The sequence below is a fragment of the Clostridium sp. Marseille-P299 genome (assembly GCF_900078195.1).
Lineage (GTDB): Bacteria > Bacillota > Clostridia > Lachnospirales > Lachnospiraceae > Lachnoclostridium.
Genome location: NZ_FJVE01000007.1, coordinates 1,393,204 through 1,410,341 on the forward strand (window position 1 = coordinate 1,393,204; position 17,138 = coordinate 1,410,341).

The following is a 17,138-nucleotide window of genomic DNA, read 5'->3' on the forward strand; positions in this document are numbered from 1 at the left end:
CAAAACAGAAAGACTCATGCTTCGATTACGATGCATAAGTACTACTAATGCATCTCCATAGGCGCATTCGTTCTTTCTGTTTTGCTCCAATTGCCTGTACATTTTTTGGATTTAAACTGTTTTTTGTTTTTTATTGTTTTTATTATATGGTTTTGGTATTAGATTGTGGTATAAAATTTTGGTTCTGATTTGGTTGTGATTATATTTTATTAGATTATTTTATTGGCTTAGGGGATATGGGCTTTATATTAATTGCTTTTCTTTTGATGTACTACGAAAGTATTTTATATCATAAAATACTATTAAGTTTGTTTTGGAGTGCTTTCATGAAAATGAGGAAATATCGTTCTGTATTAATTATAGGGTTTGAATGCATTGCGCTTTTGATTTTGGGTGCTATGTTTTTAGTTAGAACTCTTGAAAATAATAAAATGGATACGCTATTGGTTGCTTCTGAAAAAGGAACTAAAAATTATATCAAATGGGTGGATTTTACGGTTACTTATGAGGCGATGGATGATGCTTATCATTATGATTTGGAGACTCATGATAATGAGATAGAATTGCATTGGATTGAACTTCTTGCTTATTTTGGGGCAAAGTTTGGTGGCGATTTTTCAAGGTATAAGAGTGCGGATATGAAAAAGCTAGCAGATTTATTGCTTAGTGGTGATGAAACTATGGGTACTATGACGGAGGATATGAAATACTATCCTTATTATTATGAGGCGTATTCGGCTGTTTTAGGTGGCTTGGTAGGGGAGTTTGAGATTCAAGTGTTAACGGATGATAAATCTGACTTGGTTTGGGAGAAACGCTATGGATTGAAAGGTTACTCACCGATTGCAAAGGATTATTATTTTTATCATTATGATGATTTTGGGGTGTCGAGGTCCTATGGATATAAAAGGAGGCACCTTGGACATGACATGATGGGACAGATAGGTACGCCGATTATTGCTGTTGAGTCAGGGTATGTTGAGGCGATTGGATGGAATCAGTATGGTGGTTGGAGAATTGGTATCCGAAGCTTTGATGGTAAAAGGTACTATTATTATGCGCATTTAAGAAAGGATATGCCTTATAATTCCTCTCTTGGTGAGGGGAGTATTGTAACAGCAGGGGAAGTAATTGGGTATCTTGGTAGAACTGGTTATAGTGCAAAAGAGAATACCAATAATATTTCTACTTCCCATCTTCATTTTGGATTGCAATTAATCTTTGATGAATCGCAAAAAGAGGGGTATAATGAGATTTGGGTTGATTGTTATGATTTGACTCGGTTTTTATATCGGAATCGTTCTTTAACAAAAAGAGATGAAGATACGAATGAATTTAAACGTGTATATGATATGCTTGATCCAGCAGTAGAATATTATAAGAAGAATATGGAGTAGCACTAGTTAGTGAGTCTGCATAAAGGTATACGGAGGTAAAATGGATAAAATATATGTGAATGGAATTATACATAGCTTAGACCACGAAAACAATGATTATGAGGCTATGGCCATCAAAGATGGTTTGATTTGTGAACTTGGAAGTAATGAGGATATATTAAAATTAAAAACGGATACAACAAAAATTTATGATTTACATAATCAAGTCGTGTTTCCTGGATTTAATGATAGTCATATGCATATTTTAGAATACGCTATACAAGCCGAGCGAATCGATTTATCTCATGTAAAATCGATTGATGAACTTATTTTAGTTATGAAATCCGCATTAAATGAGCATAGTAATAATGAGATTAGTAATGCTACTACTAATAATATTGAAACTAGTAATATTGTAACTACTAATATTGAAACTAGTAATATTGAAACTAATAATATTGATACTAATTATAGAGGTACTAATAATGCTGATTCAAATAGTACTGATATACAGTGGTTGATTGGTAGATGCATGAACCAAGATCATTTTAAAGATAAAAGAATGCCAACAAAAGACGATTTAAATAAGATTTCAACAACAATTCCCATTGTAATTCTTCGTGTTTGCCATCATATTGCCGTTGTAAATGATAAGGCTCTTGAATTATTAAGTTCGAATGGTGTTCTTCCCGCGGTAGAGGGTGGAGAATTTCTTCTTGGTAAAGATGGGAAACCTAATGGAATTTTAACTGAAAATGCATTACAACTTATTTACAATACTTTGTCTAAGCCTAGTGTATCTAAGGTTAAAGAATTGATACTAAAAACAACAAATGAAATGGCTGCCCATGGAATTACCTCGGCTCATAGTGATGACTTTGCTTCGGTGGAGCATTTTGAAGATGTAATTACTGCATATCGTGAGTTGGGTGAGGAGAATTTATTAAAGGTTCGAGTGAATCAACAATGCCTTATAAAAGATTCTAAGGAACTCTTAGAATTTATCCATAAAGGATATGCTAGTAAGGTCTTCAATCCTTACTATTCCTTAGGTGCTCTAAAAATCTTATCCGATGGTTCTTTGGGGGCAAGAACTGCGTACTTAAGAAATCCTTATCATGATGAACCAAGTACGAGAGGAGTTTTTGTTGAAACGAAAGAGCAATTGCTGGAACGAATGAAATTAGCAGATGATAATGGTATGCAAATTGCGGTTCACGCAATTGGAGACGGCGCAATTGAAGCGATATTAGATTGTTTTCAAGAATTAGATGCTAAGAATAATTATCGAAATCCTTTAAGACATGGAATTGTTCACTGTCAGATTACCGATAAAGAGTTATTAGAACGATTTAATAAACAGAATATCCTTGCGTATATACAGCCTATTTTCTTAGAATATGATTTGCATATGGTTGAAGATAGGGTAGGAAAAGAGTTAGCTTCTACAAGTTATGCCTTTAATACTTTGATGGATAGTGGAGTGCATACGTCTGGTGGTTCTGATTGTCCAGTGGAGCATTTTAATATAATGAACAATATTTATTGTGGAGTTGCTAGAAAGGATTTGTTTGGACAACCTGTGGAAGGATTTCATACTGAAGAAGCTTTGACTATGAGACAAGCCTTGCAAGCGTTTACAATGGAAGGTGCATACGCATCAAGAGAAGAACAGGTAAAGGGAAGTTTAGAAAAAGGTAAGTATGCAGACTTTGTTGTATTGGATAAAGATTTATTACAGATAGAGAATGAAGAAATTCGAAATGTTAATGTTTTAATGACGGTTATGGGTGGAAAAACTACATATCGTAACGAAAATTTTAATTAATTACAAGTTTGGAGGGAACATGATTGGTGCAGAGGTAATGTTACACTATGAAAATTCAGTGGAAATGCAGTTAATATTACATTGTGCGCCAGTCTTAAAAGGGCTTAAAGCTGGGAATACGATTACTTTATTACATTCTGATTTAGATAAAGTGAATCAAGTGATTAAAGATACAGAAGTTCATACGAAAACACTGTATCAAAATAATTCCGTTGCAGTTGTCTTATTTTATCGTAGAAATCAAATGTTGAAGGTAATGAATCAAGTCGCTTATTGTGCATATTTGCTACAGCTTGGTTATCGTCCGTTAAATGTAGAGGAATGTTTTAATCAGCTTCGTAGCAAAATGTATGATTATCATAATAGGAGAAAAGTATTTCCACACGAATTGGGAGTATTTCTTGAATATCCTTTGTATGATATTCAAGAATTTATAAGACAAGGCGGTAAAAACTGCAAACTTTGTGGCTATTGGAAGGTGTATGATCAAGAGGATGATGCAAAAACTATCTTCAAGCAATATGATCAGGCTAGAAATGAGTTGCTAATGAATTATCAAGATACAGGGAAACTTATGATTTAGAACAAGATATGTATAAAATGAATGAAAAACCTACCAAAGTTCATTCTAAGACCTACCAAAGTTTAATAAATCGCAATTTTAGTAAATCAGTTATTGCCTTTTTCGAACACTTCATATAAAATGGTACAAGAAAACAAAAGAAAGGCTTGGTGGTAAGCATGGCGACGACTGTTAAGTGCGCGGCAAAGATTGATAGCATCACAGAAATTAGTGATGGAATATACAGTATGTGGATTAACGAAGAGAAAATAGCGAGTGCTACAAGACCAGGACAATTTCTATCGTTATATTGCAAAGATGGGGCTAAGTTATTACCTAGACCAATCAGTGTGTGTGAGATTAAGGAAGGCAAGATACGCCTTGTATTTCGTGCGATGGGAGCAGGTACTAAAGAAATTGCTACCTATCAGGCGGGTGAATTTATAGAAGTAATGGGACCACTTGGTAACGGATTTCCTCTTACAGAAGGAAAGCGTGCGATATTAATTGGTGGAGGTATTGGTATTCCTCCTATGCTAGAATTAGCGAAACAATTAAAATGTGAAAAGCAAGTGGTGTTAGGATATCGAGATGTTACATTTCTTGACAAAGAGTTTTTAGACTATGCGGATGTTTATGTTGCAACAGAAGATGGTAGTGTAGGAACTAAGGGAAATGTAATTGATGCTATGAAAGAACATCAGCTTAATGCGGATGTTATTTTTGCATGTGGGCCTACTCCAATGCTTCGTGGAGTTAAGCAGTATGCGAAGGAGCATGGTATTACCGCTTGGCTTTCTTTAGAAGAGAGAATGGCATGTGGAATTGGTGCTTGTCTTGCATGTGTATGTAAGAGCAAAGAAAAAGACCATCATACCAATGTGAACAATAAACGTATCTGTAAAGATGGACCAGTATTTCTTGCAGATGATATAGAACTTTAGAAGGGGAGTGGCATAGCGAATGAATACAGCAGTTAATATTGCAGGAGTAACCTTTAAAAATCCAGTTATGACAGCCTCTGGTACCTTTGGATCAGGTGCAGAATATAGTGATTTTGTTAATTTAAGTGAACTTGGAGCAGTTGTAACTAAGGGTGTTGCCAACATTCCATGGCCAGGAAATGCAACTCCTAGAATTGCAGAAACTTACGGTGGTATGTTAAATGCAATCGGTTTACAAAATCCAGGCATCGATGTGTTTGAACAAAGAGATATCCCATTTTTAAAACAATTTGATACAAAAATTATCGTAAATGTTTGTGGTAAGACAACAGAAGACTATATCGAAGTTGTAGAACGATTAGGAAACTGTGACGTGGATATGCTTGAAATTAATATCTCTTGTCCAAACGTAAAAGAAGGCGGAATTGCTTTCGGACAAAACCCTAAGATGGTAGAAGCAATTACCTCTGAAATTAAAAAGAGAGCAAAACAGCCAATTATCATGAAACTTAGTCCAAACGTAACGGATATTACAGAAACTGCAAAGGCAGCAGAAGCAGGTGGAGCAGACGCTTTATCACTCATTAATACTTTAACTGGTATGAAGATTGATATTAACAAACGTAATTTTGTTTTAGCCAATAAAACAGGTGGATTATCTGGCCCAGCGGTGAAACCAATTGCAATCCGTATGGTTTACCAAACTGCTAATGCAGTAAAATTACCAATCATCGGTATGGGCGGTATTGCTACAGCAGAAGATGCATTAGAGTTTATTATGGCAGGTGCGACTGCAGTTGCGGTTGGTACAGCAAACTTTATCAATCCTTATGCAACAGTAGATGTAATTAAGGGAATTAATGAATATATGAAATTAAATCAAATCAACGATATCAATGAATTAATTGGTTGCGTGAAATAGTTTAATTTTTTTTGCCTAAATATAGGTGAGAGAATAGGTATATTCTGGTAAGAAACTGGTTAAAATGAAAGGAGCTTATTATGGAGCAATATAAAAAAGATTTTATCGAATTTATGGTAGACTGTGGAGTTTTAAAGTTTGGAGATTTCGTTACTAAAAGTGGAAGAAAAACACCTTTCTTTGTAAATACAGGATTTTATAGAACTGGAAAGCAATTAAGAAAACTTGGTGAATATTATGCAAGAGCAATTGCAGATGCATATGGTTTTGATTTTGATATTTTATTTGGACCAGCATATAAAGGAATTCCACTAAGCGTTGCTACTTCCATGGCAATTAGTGAATTTTATGATAAGGAAATCAAATATTGTTCCAACCGTAAAGAAGTAAAAGATCACGGTGATACTGGTATTTTACTTGGTAGCCCAATCAATGATGGAGATAAGGTTGTAATTATTGAAGATGTAACAACAGCTGGAACTTCCATTGGTGAAACAATGCCTATTTTAAATGCACAAGGCGATGTTAGTGTATTAGGACTTGTTGTTTCTGTGGATCGTATGGAACGTGGAAAAGGCGAAAAGAGTGCGTTAAAAGAGATTGAAGAAGTGTATGGTATTAAAACAACTGCGATTGTTACAATGAAAGAAGTAGTTGAACATTTATACAATAAGCCTTATAATGGTAATATCATTATTGACGATACGATAAAGAATGCCATTGACGCTTATTATGAACAATACGGTGCATAAGATAAGTAGAAATATAACCATTACAATTAGAAAGGCATGGGGATGAATATGGAAAGAGTTTATAGAACAATGAAATCCGTCGGAGTTTTCGACTTGGTAATTGGAATCTGTGTTACAGTCTTTGGCTGTTTAGCTGGTGCTTTAATTATTACAAATGGTGCAAGATTACTACATAGGAAAAAAGAGATTCTCTTTTAATGAGAGGTCATTGACTTAATAACACTGAAACATTAGGAGAATGTTACAAATTTAATTGTAACGTTCTCTTTTGCTTTACTTCGGCATAGAGCTATTGTATAATTGAAACAGAAAATATGATTTATAACAGAAATTATGTTATAAATAAATTATATAGTTTTGTTTTAAATAAATTATAAAGTTTTTTTAAAATAAATTATATAGTTTGGTATTAAAATCATTATATAGTTTTGTTTTAAATTTTATTTAGATTTGTTTTTAAATAAATTTGCTTAGAAACGAACTTAGTTAGAAACAAACTTAGTTAGAAACAAACTCAGTTAGAAACGAACTTAGTTAAAATCAAACTTTATAATTCCAATAAAGTATTGAAATACCAGTGTAACAGATTTAATTTCTAAGAAGAATAAATGCATTATATATACTAGCATTATATTTATACTTGATTAACAAGAACAGTTATTAAAATTGAAAGGCATGGTATAATGATGAAGGATGTGTTATTAAAGGAATTTGGGCGTATTTTTGGAGATACTGATCGTGCACAAGTTTTTTTTGCACCAGGAAGAGTGAACTTAATTGGTGAACATACGGATTACAATGGAGGTCATGTTTTTCCGTGTGCTCTAACTATAGGTACATATGCAGTTGCAAGGAAAAATAGTGGTACTACCTTACGTTTTTACTCAATGAATTTTGAAAACTTAGGAATTATTGAGGCAGATGTAAATGATCTTAAGAATGAAAAAAATCACGATTGGGCGAATTATCCCAAAGGTATGATTAAGATTTTAAAGGATGAGAACTTTTTGATTGATGAGGGAATGGATGTTTTATATTATGGAAATATCCCAAATTCCTCTGGCTTATCTTCCTCAGCTTCCTTAGAGGTATTGACAGCATATCTTTGTAAAGAATTATTTGGATTGGAATTACATAATATAAATATAGCATTACTTGCGCAAAAGGCCGAGAATACATTTATCGGTGTTAATTGTGGAATCATGGACCAGTTTGCAATCGCTATGGGGAAAAAAGATCATGCAATCTTTTTAGATACTGCCACCTTAGAGTATGAGTATGCCCCAATTATATTAGAGGGTAAGAAAATTGTAATCGCATGTAGCAATAAAAAACGTGGACTTGGTGATTCAAAGTATAATGAAAGAAGAAGAGAATGTGAAGAAGCACTTCAGTTTCTTCAGACCAAAGCAGATATTAAAAACCTTGGTGATTTAACAGAAGAGGCATTTGAAGAAATCAAAGCAGTTATTCCAGATGAAATAAGAAGAAAACGTGCAAAGCATGCGATTTATGAAAATCAAAGAACAATAAAAGCGGTAAAGGCATTAAAAGATAATGATATTAAGCTATTTGGTAAATTAATGAATCAATCCCATATATCACTTCGTGACGATTATGAGGTGACTGGAGTTGAATTAGATACATTAGTTGAAGTAGCATGGGAACAAGTAGGTGTTATAGGTTCTCGTATGACCGGTGCAGGTTTTGGTGGATGCACGGTAAGTATTGTAGAAGATATTTTTGTTGACGACTTTATAATAAACGTCGGAACAAAATATAAAGAAAGAATTGGTTATGCTGCCGACTTTTATGTCGTAGAAGTTGGCGACGGCCCAAGGATTATTTAAGGAGGAATAGTAACATGGCTATTTTAGTACTAGGAGGAGCGGGATATATTGGTTCCCACACAGTTTATGAATTGATTGACAAAGGAGAAGACGTTGTCGTTGTCGATAATTTAGAAACAGGACATAAAGAGGCTGTTCATGAGAAAGCACGTTTTTATGAGGGGGATATTAGAAATCGTTCCTTTATTGATAGTGTGTTTGAAAAAGAAGAAATTGAGGCTGTAATACATTTCGCTGCAAATTCTTTAGTTGGCGAGAGTATGACGAATCCTTTGAAATATTATGATAACAATTTATGCGGTACAAAAGTATTGTTAGAGTCTATGGTTGCACATGGAATCGATAAAATTGTATTTTCCTCAACAGCAGCTACCTATGGGGAACCTGAATCTGTTCCAATCTTAGAGACAGACCGTACTTGTCCTACAAATACTTACGGTGAAACAAAGCTTTCTATGGAAAAGATGTTCCATTGGACTAGTGTAGCTCATAATTTACGTTTCGTATCTTTACGTTATTTTAACGCTTGTGGCGCACATGAGAGTGGAAATATTGGTGAGGCCCATCAACCAGAAACACATTTGATTCCGCTTATTTTACAGGTCCCAAATGGAAAAAGAGATGCGATTATGGTTTATGGTAATGATTATGACACGAAAGATGGCACATGCGTTCGTGACTATATCCACGTAACAGATCTTGCAAGTGCTCATATTTTAGCAGTTGAATATTTAAGAAAAGGTAATGAGAGTAATATCTTTAACCTTGGAAATGGTGTCGGCTTCACGGTAAATGAAGTAATTGAGTGCGCAAGAAAAGTGACTGGACATGAGATTCCTGCCATTCTTAGTGATCGAAGAGCTGGAGACCCAGCAACTTTAATTGCTTCAAGTGAAAAGGCAAAAGAAGTTTTAGGATGGAAGCCAGCACATGCAGATTTAGAAGAAATTATCGCATCTGCATGGAAGTGGCATTCTACTCACAAAAATGGTTATGAGACTTTATAATATTTTAAAATCTTAAGAATCAAATGATAAATGATAGATCATAAGATAAACGAATTTCTTAAATACTAGAAATATAACAAACTACTTGACATCAAAACCGCTGTTCACTAAACTAGTGATAACAGCGGTTTTACTATTTAGAAAGATAGGAGACTTGTATATTGAATGAAATGAATCATGAAGATAAGAAAACAAATAATCAAGAAGTCGATATGAAAAAGCCAATGAATCTAAAGAAAGAAATATTTAGTTGGATTGCCATTGCGGTTATAGCATATCTTCTAGCAAATTTTATTACTTCCTGTGTTATTATCAAAGCAGTGATTCCATCAAATTCTATGGAAACTACAATTATGACTGGAGATAAGATCATAGGTAACAGATTGGCATATTTATTTACATCACCAAAACGTGGGGACATAGTAATATTTAAGTTCCCAGATGATGAAACGCAGGATTATATCAAGCGTATTATTGGATTACCTGGAGAAACCGTTGAAATTAAAGATGAGTGTGTATACATTTACGATGAAGATGGAACTTTAATAGAAGGACCACTAGATGAGCCGTATTTAAAAGAAGAGATGTATACGGAAGGAGTACTAACTTTTACAGTACCAGAGAATTCATATTTTATGATGGGAGATAATCGTAATATTTCAGATGATTCGAGATACTGGATGAATCCATTTGTACATAAGGATAAGATACTTGGTAAAGCATGGTTTCGATACAAACCTAACCTAAGCTTTATAGAATAGGAGGTATTATGGTTGCAGTAGTTACAGGTGCTTCAAGTGGCATAGGAAAAGAAATGGCAAGAGCATTGGCAAAAAGAGGGTTTGATGTTATTCTTGTCGCTAGAAGAGAAGAACGTTTATTAAATTTGCAAAGAGAGATTAAGAAACGTTATAAGGTAAATGCAGAAGTCTTTGTTTGCGATTTAAAAAAGACAAAAGAATGTTATAAATTATTTGAATATTGCAAGAACAAACCTGTGAAGATTTTTGTCAATAACGCTGGAGTAGGCCATCCTGACTATGTAACAAGAATGAATTTATCAAAAGATTCTGAAATGATTAAAACGAACTTGGTTGCAGTTCACCTTCTCACAAAGTTATTTGCAAGGCATATGAAGAGGGGAATTATTTTAAATGTTTCCAGTATGGCAGGATTTCAACCAGGCCCGGGTATGGCAGTTTATGGAGCTACAAAATCTTATATTTATCAATTTAGTAGAGCAATGGGCTATGAGTTAAAACGCCAGAAAAGTAAAGTGCGTATTGCTATCCTTTGTCCTGGTCCAGTGGATACTGAATTTGATAATGGTGTTAATAAATTTAAATTCCGTGTATTATTTCGACAATCTGCAAAAGAATGTGCCGAATATGCAGTATCAGAAATGCTAAAAGGAAAGGAAGTAATTATTCCTGGATTTACAAATCGTTTGCTTAGACAGACAGCTAAATTTATTCCTGAAAATATTGTCTTGTGTTTGGAGCATAAAATACAGACTTCGAAACATCAACATAGAAAAAGTTGATAATATAGTGAAGAACCTAGTATAGGATCTAGAGTAAAGAATTAATTAGTAGTTTGGCTTATTATATAACCGAACAAAAGAGTAGAAGGTAGTATATTCCATTGAGGAAATACTACCTTCTTCTGCTTTTGTTTAATGTATAAAAAGGTATTGAATCATACCGATAACGCTACTATAAAATCTTGTACTTGGGAGAAGTAAAAGATAAGGAGTTGTAAAAATTGCTAAGTAAAGAGATACTTTCTTAACTCCTAGTGCATTTAAACTTGTTCTACGGAATGAAATTGCACGATTGGCAATAAAAATTAAAAATCCAGTTATGAAAAGTACAATCAAAGCGTATAACAATGCGAATACATTGGAAAATGGATTTTTAACTAATGGATCAGAAACATTTGCTATAAACCATTGGCCAACACTATTGTCTGATTTTACAAAAAGTGTGATAGCAAAAAGTCCGGAAGCCACTATATAGGAAAGGAATCCATAAAACGTGTTCCATAGGATACTTTTACGCCATACTGATGGGACATCATCAAACTGAAGATGTTTGAGTGCTCCAATTAATACGATACTTTGAATAATAAAGATTGAGGCTGCTAGTATCAACCAATAATTTGGTAATAAAATTAATAACCAAATGGGATACAAAACGAATGAATTTAATTTGATTTCTTTCTTCATGTAAAAACCTTTCTGTCATTTTACTTACAATTAATAAAGACTAATTTATAATCATATTGATGGTCAAAGGACACACCTTTTATTTATAAGTACTATTATAATGGATTTTTCAAATTATACAACAGCTTGTGTAGATTTTTATCAGAAAAGGCGCTATAATGTACTAGGATTTCTTTTCAAACAAGTGAAAATGAAAGAAGATATGTTACCTAGCGGTTCATAGTGTCAATACTATGACATAGAAATAGTAAATGGTTTGTGAGAGAATGAATAGGAGAAAATGATGAGAAAACAAGATTTTTACTTTGATTTACCGGAAGAGTTAATTGCACAAGACCCACTAGAAGATAGAAGTGGATCACGTTTGTTAGTGCTTGATAAAAAGACCGGTGAAATTGAACATAAACATTTTAGAGATATTATAGATTATCTAAAGCCTGGCGATTGCTTGGTAATTAATGATACCAAGGTAATTCCTGCAAGATTAATCGGACATAGAATGAATGAAAAAACAGAGAAGCAGAAGGAAAGTGGTTCTATTGAAGGAGCGAAAATAGAGTTACTACTTCTTAAAAGAAGAGAAAATGACATCTGGGAAACCTTAGTTAAACCAGGAAAGAAAGCTAGAATCGGAACAAAAATAAGCTTTGGCGATGGATTATTAATTGGTGAAATCGTTGATATCATTGAAGAAGGAAATCGCTTGGTAAAGTTTACTTACCAAGGAATTTTTGAAGAAATTTTAGACGCATTGGGACAAATGCCATTACCACCATATATTACTCATCGACTAGAAGACAAAAATAGATATCAAACTGTTTATGCAAAATACGAGGGTTCAGCAGCAGCACCTACCGCTGGTCTTCATTTTACAAAAGAATTACTAGAAGAAATTCAGAAAAAAGGTATTGAAATTGCAAGAGTTACACTTCATGTTGGACTTGGAACATTTCGACCTGTAAAAGAAGATGATGTTTTAAATCATCACATGCATTCTGAAACTTATCAAGTGTTACCTGAAGAGGCAGAAAAAATAAATAGAACAAAGCAAAATGGAGGAAGAGTAATCTGTGTTGGAACTACAAGTTGTAGAACAGTAGAATCTTCTGTAGATGAAAATGGACTAGTGAAAGCAGGAAGTGGTGATACAAGCATTTTCATTTACCCAGGTTATGAGTTTAAAGTATTAGATTGTCTTATTACAAACTTCCATTTACCAGAGTCAACACTTGTTATGTTGGTTTCTGCTTTAGCTGGTAGAGAACATATCTTAGCTGCTTATGAAGAGGCAGTAAGAGAAAAGTATCGTTTCTTCTCATTTGGAGATGCAATGTTTATATCATAGTTTTATTGAGTAGATTAAAGAACACTGTATTCATAGCAGAGATTTGATTCTCTGTCCAAATATAATTAATCATTTTATCTTTAAAATAACTTAGTGCATCATCAATTACACATTGTTCAATTCATTTTGAATAATGCAACATTGATGATGCATTTTTAATATAAAATGCAAAAATAAATGAAATATATCTTGTAAAAAATGGATAAATATAGTAAACTATGAGAAGAATGCACAATAGTGTAAAATTAATGCAAAGGGATGCGTGTTATGAAGAAAGTTACAATTCAAGATGTAGCGAAAGAACTTAAATTATCTAGAAATACAGTAGCAAAAGCATTAAACAATAGTGATACCGTAGCATATGAAACTAGATACATGGTAATTAAGAAAGCTTGTGAGATGGGATATCAAAAGCTAGCTCCAGCAGTTCTTAATGAATTTAAGTTAAAAAACAACATAAATGATTACAAAACAATCGTTGTAATAATCCGTAGGGAATTATCAATGTTTTGGAATAGTATCATTATGGGAATATCCGATGAAGCAAGTAAAAATGGTTGTAGACTACGTCTTAGCTTTGTGAGTGATGAAGATGAAAAAAATCTTGTACTTCCAATCGAATTTATGGAAGATGTTGATGGAGTTATTTTTATCTGTGTCTTTTCACAGCAATATGTAGAACAGCTAGTTAAGATGGATTTACCAATTGTATATTTAGATGCCCCTGCTGAGAATAATGAGATGTTTTCCAATGGGGATTATATCATTTGTGAAAGTAGAAATAGTACACGCATACTTACGGAAAGTTTAATAGAACAAGGGATCAATGATATTGGATTTATTGGTGATACCTCATATTGTACCTCTGTAAAAGAAAGATATGAAGGATACTTGGACGCATTGAATAATGGGAATTTACCAATTGATACATCAATTATTGCCACAGGACATAAAAGCAATCGTTACTATAAAACGGAGGAAGTGGAACAAGCACTAACAAGTTTTTCACATATTCCAAAAGGCATCGTTTGTGCCAATGATGATATTGCCTTAGATGTGATTCGCTGCCTTAAAAAGCGTGGATTATCAGTACCAAACGATGTTGTTATCACTGGCTTTGATAATGTAGAGTCTATGACACAGGCAGAACCTGTGCTTACAACAGTGAAAGTGAACAATCAGAAAATAGGAAAACGCTTGCTACAGCAGTTGCTTTGGCGTATAGAAAATCCTGATTTTCCAAGAGAAACTTTATACATTGAAACAAAACCAATTTTTCGAAGTTCCTCTGTAAGTAAGTCTTAATTAATAAAATAGTGCATATCACAATGTCAATATGACTTAGAATGACAAAATAACTTGGAATGACAATATAACTTGGAATGACAATATAACTTGGAATGACAATATAACTTGGAATGATAATATAACTTGGAATGATAAATTAACTTAGAATGGTAATATAACTTAGAATAATAAGATAACTTGTAATAATAATGTAACTTAAAATGATAAAATAACTTAAAAGAACGCATGATAACAGTGATTAAAATAGCACTGTGTCATGCGTTCTTTGTTTCTTTCTTTATTTCTTTATTTATTTAAAACACAAATACTTCGTCCTATATTAAAAACGCTTAGCTAAGGATGTGCATGATGCGCTAAGATAGTTATTTTTCGTGGCAGCACGTCATCAATCCTATCACTATAAAAATTATGAAAAAAATATAAGATTTACACGTTTTGTGCGTAATATGCAAAAAGAATATGTATTATAAAATATATGAATAGTGCAAAAAATAAAGTAAGTGCACTATTAAAAATGCTATAATCAAATTACAAATATATACATATATTATAAAATATCCTAAATATTTAAAAATAGACTGGAAGAAATTGTACATAAAAACCAAAAAATGCTTGTGAATTTTAAAGCTGCATGATATAATGCAATTAAATAATATATCTCATGTAATATAAATGCATTATTAAATGCATCATATTGCACTATGATGTAAAAACCAATGATCTTTTTAAAAATAACGTTTAAGCATAGAATGCAGTTCAAGTACCAAGAGAACTGTCAGCAGCAGGATGGAGGATGTTATGAAACGTCTACATATAGGAATTGTACTTATGTTACTAATGTTATCAATGACTTCTTGCAAGAATAAGGAAGAACCAACGACTTTGGTGATGACTTATGAGGCGGAAGAGGCAATCATGCAAGGCAATGCAAAAGTAGAAAAAAGTAAAAGCGGATTTACAGGTACTGGTTATGTGACTGGAATTGAAAGTGAAGCGGATACTTGTACCTTTCAAATTAAAATTGAGAAAGAAGGCTTCTATGATTTTAACTTTATCACATTAAGCCTTGGTGGTTATAAAGAAAATTTGGTTTATGTTGATGAGCAAAATATGGGTGTTATATCAGTAGAAAGTGATACGTTTACAGATTCTTTCATTGAACGGATTTATTTAGAAGAAGGATCACATGAGGTATCGATTAAAAAATCTTGGGGGTGGATTGGTATCGATTCATTAAAAATTACAGCATCTAAACCAATAGATAAGGCAATTTATGAAGTGCCTGCAACATTAGTTAATCCAAAGGCAGATGAGAATGCAAAACGATTAATGAGTTATTTAACAGATATATATGGCGAATATTTTTTATCTGGCCAATATTGCGATACTGGAATGTATGGGAATGAAGTAGCTGCAATATGGAATACAACCGATGGTAAATTTCCAGCAGTTTTAGGTCTTGATTTTATCGAGTATTCACCTTCTAGAGTTGCGAATGGTAGTACTTCAAAAGCGACGGAATATGCAATAGAATTTTGGAACAAAGGTGGAATTGTTACATTTTGTTGGCACTGGAATTCGCCAGAAAAGTATTTAACAGATACCTGGTGGAAGGGATTTTATACAAATGCTACGAACATTGACTTAGCGGCTATTATGAATGGTGAGGATAAGGAAGGTTATGATTTATTGGTTTCCGATATTGATGCCATTGCGGTTGAATTAAAGAAATTACAAGATGCAGGAGTTCCGATTCTATGGAGACCATTACATGAAGCAAGTGGCGGATGGTTTTGGTGGGGAGATGCAGGAGCGGATGCTTATAAGAAATTGTACATAATGCTTTATGATCGTTTAACAAATTATCATGAATTAAATAATTTAATTTGGTTATGGAATGGACAGGATAAAGAATGGTATCCAGGGGATGAATATGTTGACATCATTGGAGAAGATATCTATCCAGGGGAAAGAGTGTATACATCTCAGATGCCAAGATATCTAAAAGCTTTATCTTATACAGATTCTAAAAAAATGATAGTTCTATCGGAAAATGGCTGCTTATTTGATCCGGATATAGCAATTAGAGATGGTGCAATGTGGGGATTTTTTGCAACATGGGGTGGAGAATTTGTAACAAAATCTTCAACGCTTAACTTCTTATCAGAAAAATATACAGAGATAGATATGGTGAAAAAAGTATATAGCCATGAAAAAGTTTTAACCTTAGACGAACTACCAGATTTAAAAACCTATGAAATCCATGACTAGATTGGGGGTTACTATGAACTGGATATTAAAAGGAGAAGAATCCATCCTCTCATTTATTAATAAAATCGGGCAACTTATTATCGTGACAGTACTATGGTTAATTTCATGCTTACCGATTATCACCATAGGTACAGCTTGCAGTGCAATGTACTACACTGTGGTTAAAGTAATACGTAGAGAGCACGGCTATTTACATAAGGAATATATGAAGGCTTTTAAAAGAAATGTAAAAAATGGGTGCATTTTTACCATAGGATTCATTATTTGGGGGCTGATACTTTATCTTAATCGAGGGTATGTAGGGCATGAGGGCACGCTTAAAAGTAGTTATTTCATTTTAATTTATGATGTGTTAATTGCAATTACCATTGGAATGGCAGTTTACTTATTCCCCAATTTATCAAGATTTAAATTAAAAAACTTAGAACTAATAAAAATGTCCTTACATATGGCATTTCGGAACTTACCAATCACGTTGTTATTAATCGCTGGAACGTTTTTATGTATGATTGCAATCTGGTTTCTACCGATTTTTATGACCTTACTGATTCCAGGATTTTGGTGCTATATTTCTTCTTTTCTTATAGAAAAGGTTCTTAAATTTTATATGGCAAAGCCAATTGATGGGGAAGAATTATGGTTTTATCAGTAAACATTTAAAAACTTACGTTAATTTTTTAGCTCATAAATTGTATTAAATTTGCAGGCAATGATGTGTCAAAATAGGCATGACTAGATTGCAGAAA

The 17,138-nt window shown here is 33.2% G+C and carries 16 protein-coding genes; 15 read left to right on the forward strand and 1 reads right to left on the reverse strand.

Annotated features, from left to right (window positions below):
• Window positions 1-326: 326 nt before the first annotated feature.
• The 11 genes from BN4220_RS14010 to BN4220_RS14055 all read left to right on the forward strand — a co-directional run bounded on the left by BN4220_RS14010 (window position 327) and on the right by BN4220_RS14055 (window position 10,784).
• Window positions 327-1,397 (forward strand): M23 family metallopeptidase, encoded by a 1,071-nt coding sequence (locus BN4220_RS14010; RefSeq protein ID WP_066717563.1) that lies wholly within the window; start codon window positions 327-329, stop codon window positions 1,395-1,397.
• 40 nt (window positions 1,398-1,437) lie between these two features.
• On the forward strand, window positions 1,438-3,204 hold the full coding sequence (locus BN4220_RS14015; protein ID WP_066717567.1) for an amidohydrolase: 1,767 nt from the start codon (window positions 1,438-1,440) through the stop codon (window positions 3,202-3,204).
• 19 nt (window positions 3,205-3,223) lie between these two features.
• A complete protein-coding gene (locus tag BN4220_RS14020; protein WP_066717569.1) occupies window positions 3,224-3,787 on the forward strand; it encodes a DUF3793 family protein in 564 nt (187 codons plus the stop codon).
• Window positions 3,788-3,945: 158 nt separating this feature from the next.
• Window positions 3,946-4,710 (forward strand): dihydroorotate dehydrogenase electron transfer subunit, encoded by a 765-nt coding sequence (locus BN4220_RS14025; protein ID WP_066717571.1) that lies wholly within the window; start codon window positions 3,946-3,948, stop codon window positions 4,708-4,710.
• A gap of 19 nt (window positions 4,711-4,729) precedes the next feature.
• On the forward strand, window positions 4,730-5,632 hold the full coding sequence (locus BN4220_RS14030) for a dihydroorotate dehydrogenase (RefSeq protein WP_066717574.1): 903 nt from the start codon (window positions 4,730-4,732) through the stop codon (window positions 5,630-5,632).
• An 80-nt stretch (window positions 5,633-5,712) separates the two neighbouring features.
• Entirely contained in the window at window positions 5,713-6,384 is a 672-nt protein-coding gene (gene pyrE / locus BN4220_RS14035; protein ID WP_066717576.1) for an orotate phosphoribosyltransferase, read from the forward strand.
• Window positions 6,385-6,432: 48 nt separating this feature from the next.
• On the forward strand, window positions 6,433-6,582 hold the full coding sequence (locus tag BN4220_RS20305; protein WP_197467942.1) for a hypothetical protein: 150 nt from the start codon (window positions 6,433-6,435) through the stop codon (window positions 6,580-6,582).
• Between the two features lie 488 nt (window positions 6,583-7,070).
• Window positions 7,071-8,234, forward strand: a complete 1,164-nt coding sequence (locus BN4220_RS14040) for a galactokinase (protein WP_347477141.1) — start codon at window positions 7,071-7,073, stop codon at window positions 8,232-8,234.
• A 14-nt stretch (window positions 8,235-8,248) separates the two neighbouring features.
• The gene (gene galE, locus BN4220_RS14045; RefSeq protein ID WP_066717582.1) at window positions 8,249-9,241 is read left to right on the forward strand and encodes a UDP-glucose 4-epimerase GalE; all 993 of its coding nucleotides are present in this window, start codon (window positions 8,249-8,251) and stop codon (window positions 9,239-9,241) included.
• Between the two features lie 170 nt (window positions 9,242-9,411).
• A complete protein-coding gene (lepB, locus tag BN4220_RS14050) occupies window positions 9,412-10,002 on the forward strand; it encodes a signal peptidase I (protein WP_066720997.1) in 591 nt (196 codons plus the stop codon).
• Between the two features lie 8 nt (window positions 10,003-10,010).
• On the forward strand, window positions 10,011-10,784 hold the full coding sequence (locus tag BN4220_RS14055; protein ID WP_066717585.1) for an SDR family NAD(P)-dependent oxidoreductase: 774 nt from the start codon (window positions 10,011-10,013) through the stop codon (window positions 10,782-10,784).
• Between the two features lie 132 nt (window positions 10,785-10,916).
• Here the strand turns inward: BN4220_RS14055 and BN4220_RS14060 are convergent, their stop codons facing one another.
• Window positions 10,917-11,468, reverse strand: coding sequence for a hypothetical protein (locus BN4220_RS14060; protein ID WP_066717587.1), 552 nt, complete (start codon window positions 11,466-11,468; stop codon window positions 10,917-10,919).
• A gap of 283 nt (window positions 11,469-11,751) precedes the next feature.
• Here BN4220_RS14060 and queA point away from each other — a divergent pair, with 283 nt between their 5' ends.
• The 4 genes from queA to BN4220_RS14080 all read left to right on the forward strand — a co-directional run bounded on the left by queA (window position 11,752) and on the right by BN4220_RS14080 (window position 17,044).
• Complete coding sequence (gene queA / locus BN4220_RS14065; RefSeq protein ID WP_066717589.1) at window positions 11,752-12,813, forward strand: tRNA preQ1(34) S-adenosylmethionine ribosyltransferase-isomerase QueA; 1,062 nt, start codon at window positions 11,752-11,754, stop codon at window positions 12,811-12,813.
• Window positions 12,814-13,080: 267 nt separating this feature from the next.
• Window positions 13,081-14,118, forward strand: coding sequence for a LacI family DNA-binding transcriptional regulator (locus BN4220_RS14070; protein ID WP_066717598.1), 1,038 nt, complete (start codon window positions 13,081-13,083; stop codon window positions 14,116-14,118).
• Between the two features lie 801 nt (window positions 14,119-14,919).
• Window positions 14,920-16,392: a glycosyl hydrolase gene (locus BN4220_RS14075; RefSeq protein ID WP_066717601.1), complete on the forward strand. Its 1,473-nt coding sequence runs from the start codon at window positions 14,920-14,922 to the stop codon at window positions 16,390-16,392.
• A gap of 13 nt (window positions 16,393-16,405) precedes the next feature.
• Window positions 16,406-17,044 (forward strand): YesL family protein, encoded by a 639-nt coding sequence (locus tag BN4220_RS14080; RefSeq protein ID WP_066717604.1) that lies wholly within the window; start codon window positions 16,406-16,408, stop codon window positions 17,042-17,044.
• Window positions 17,045-17,138: the final 94 nt, after the last annotated feature.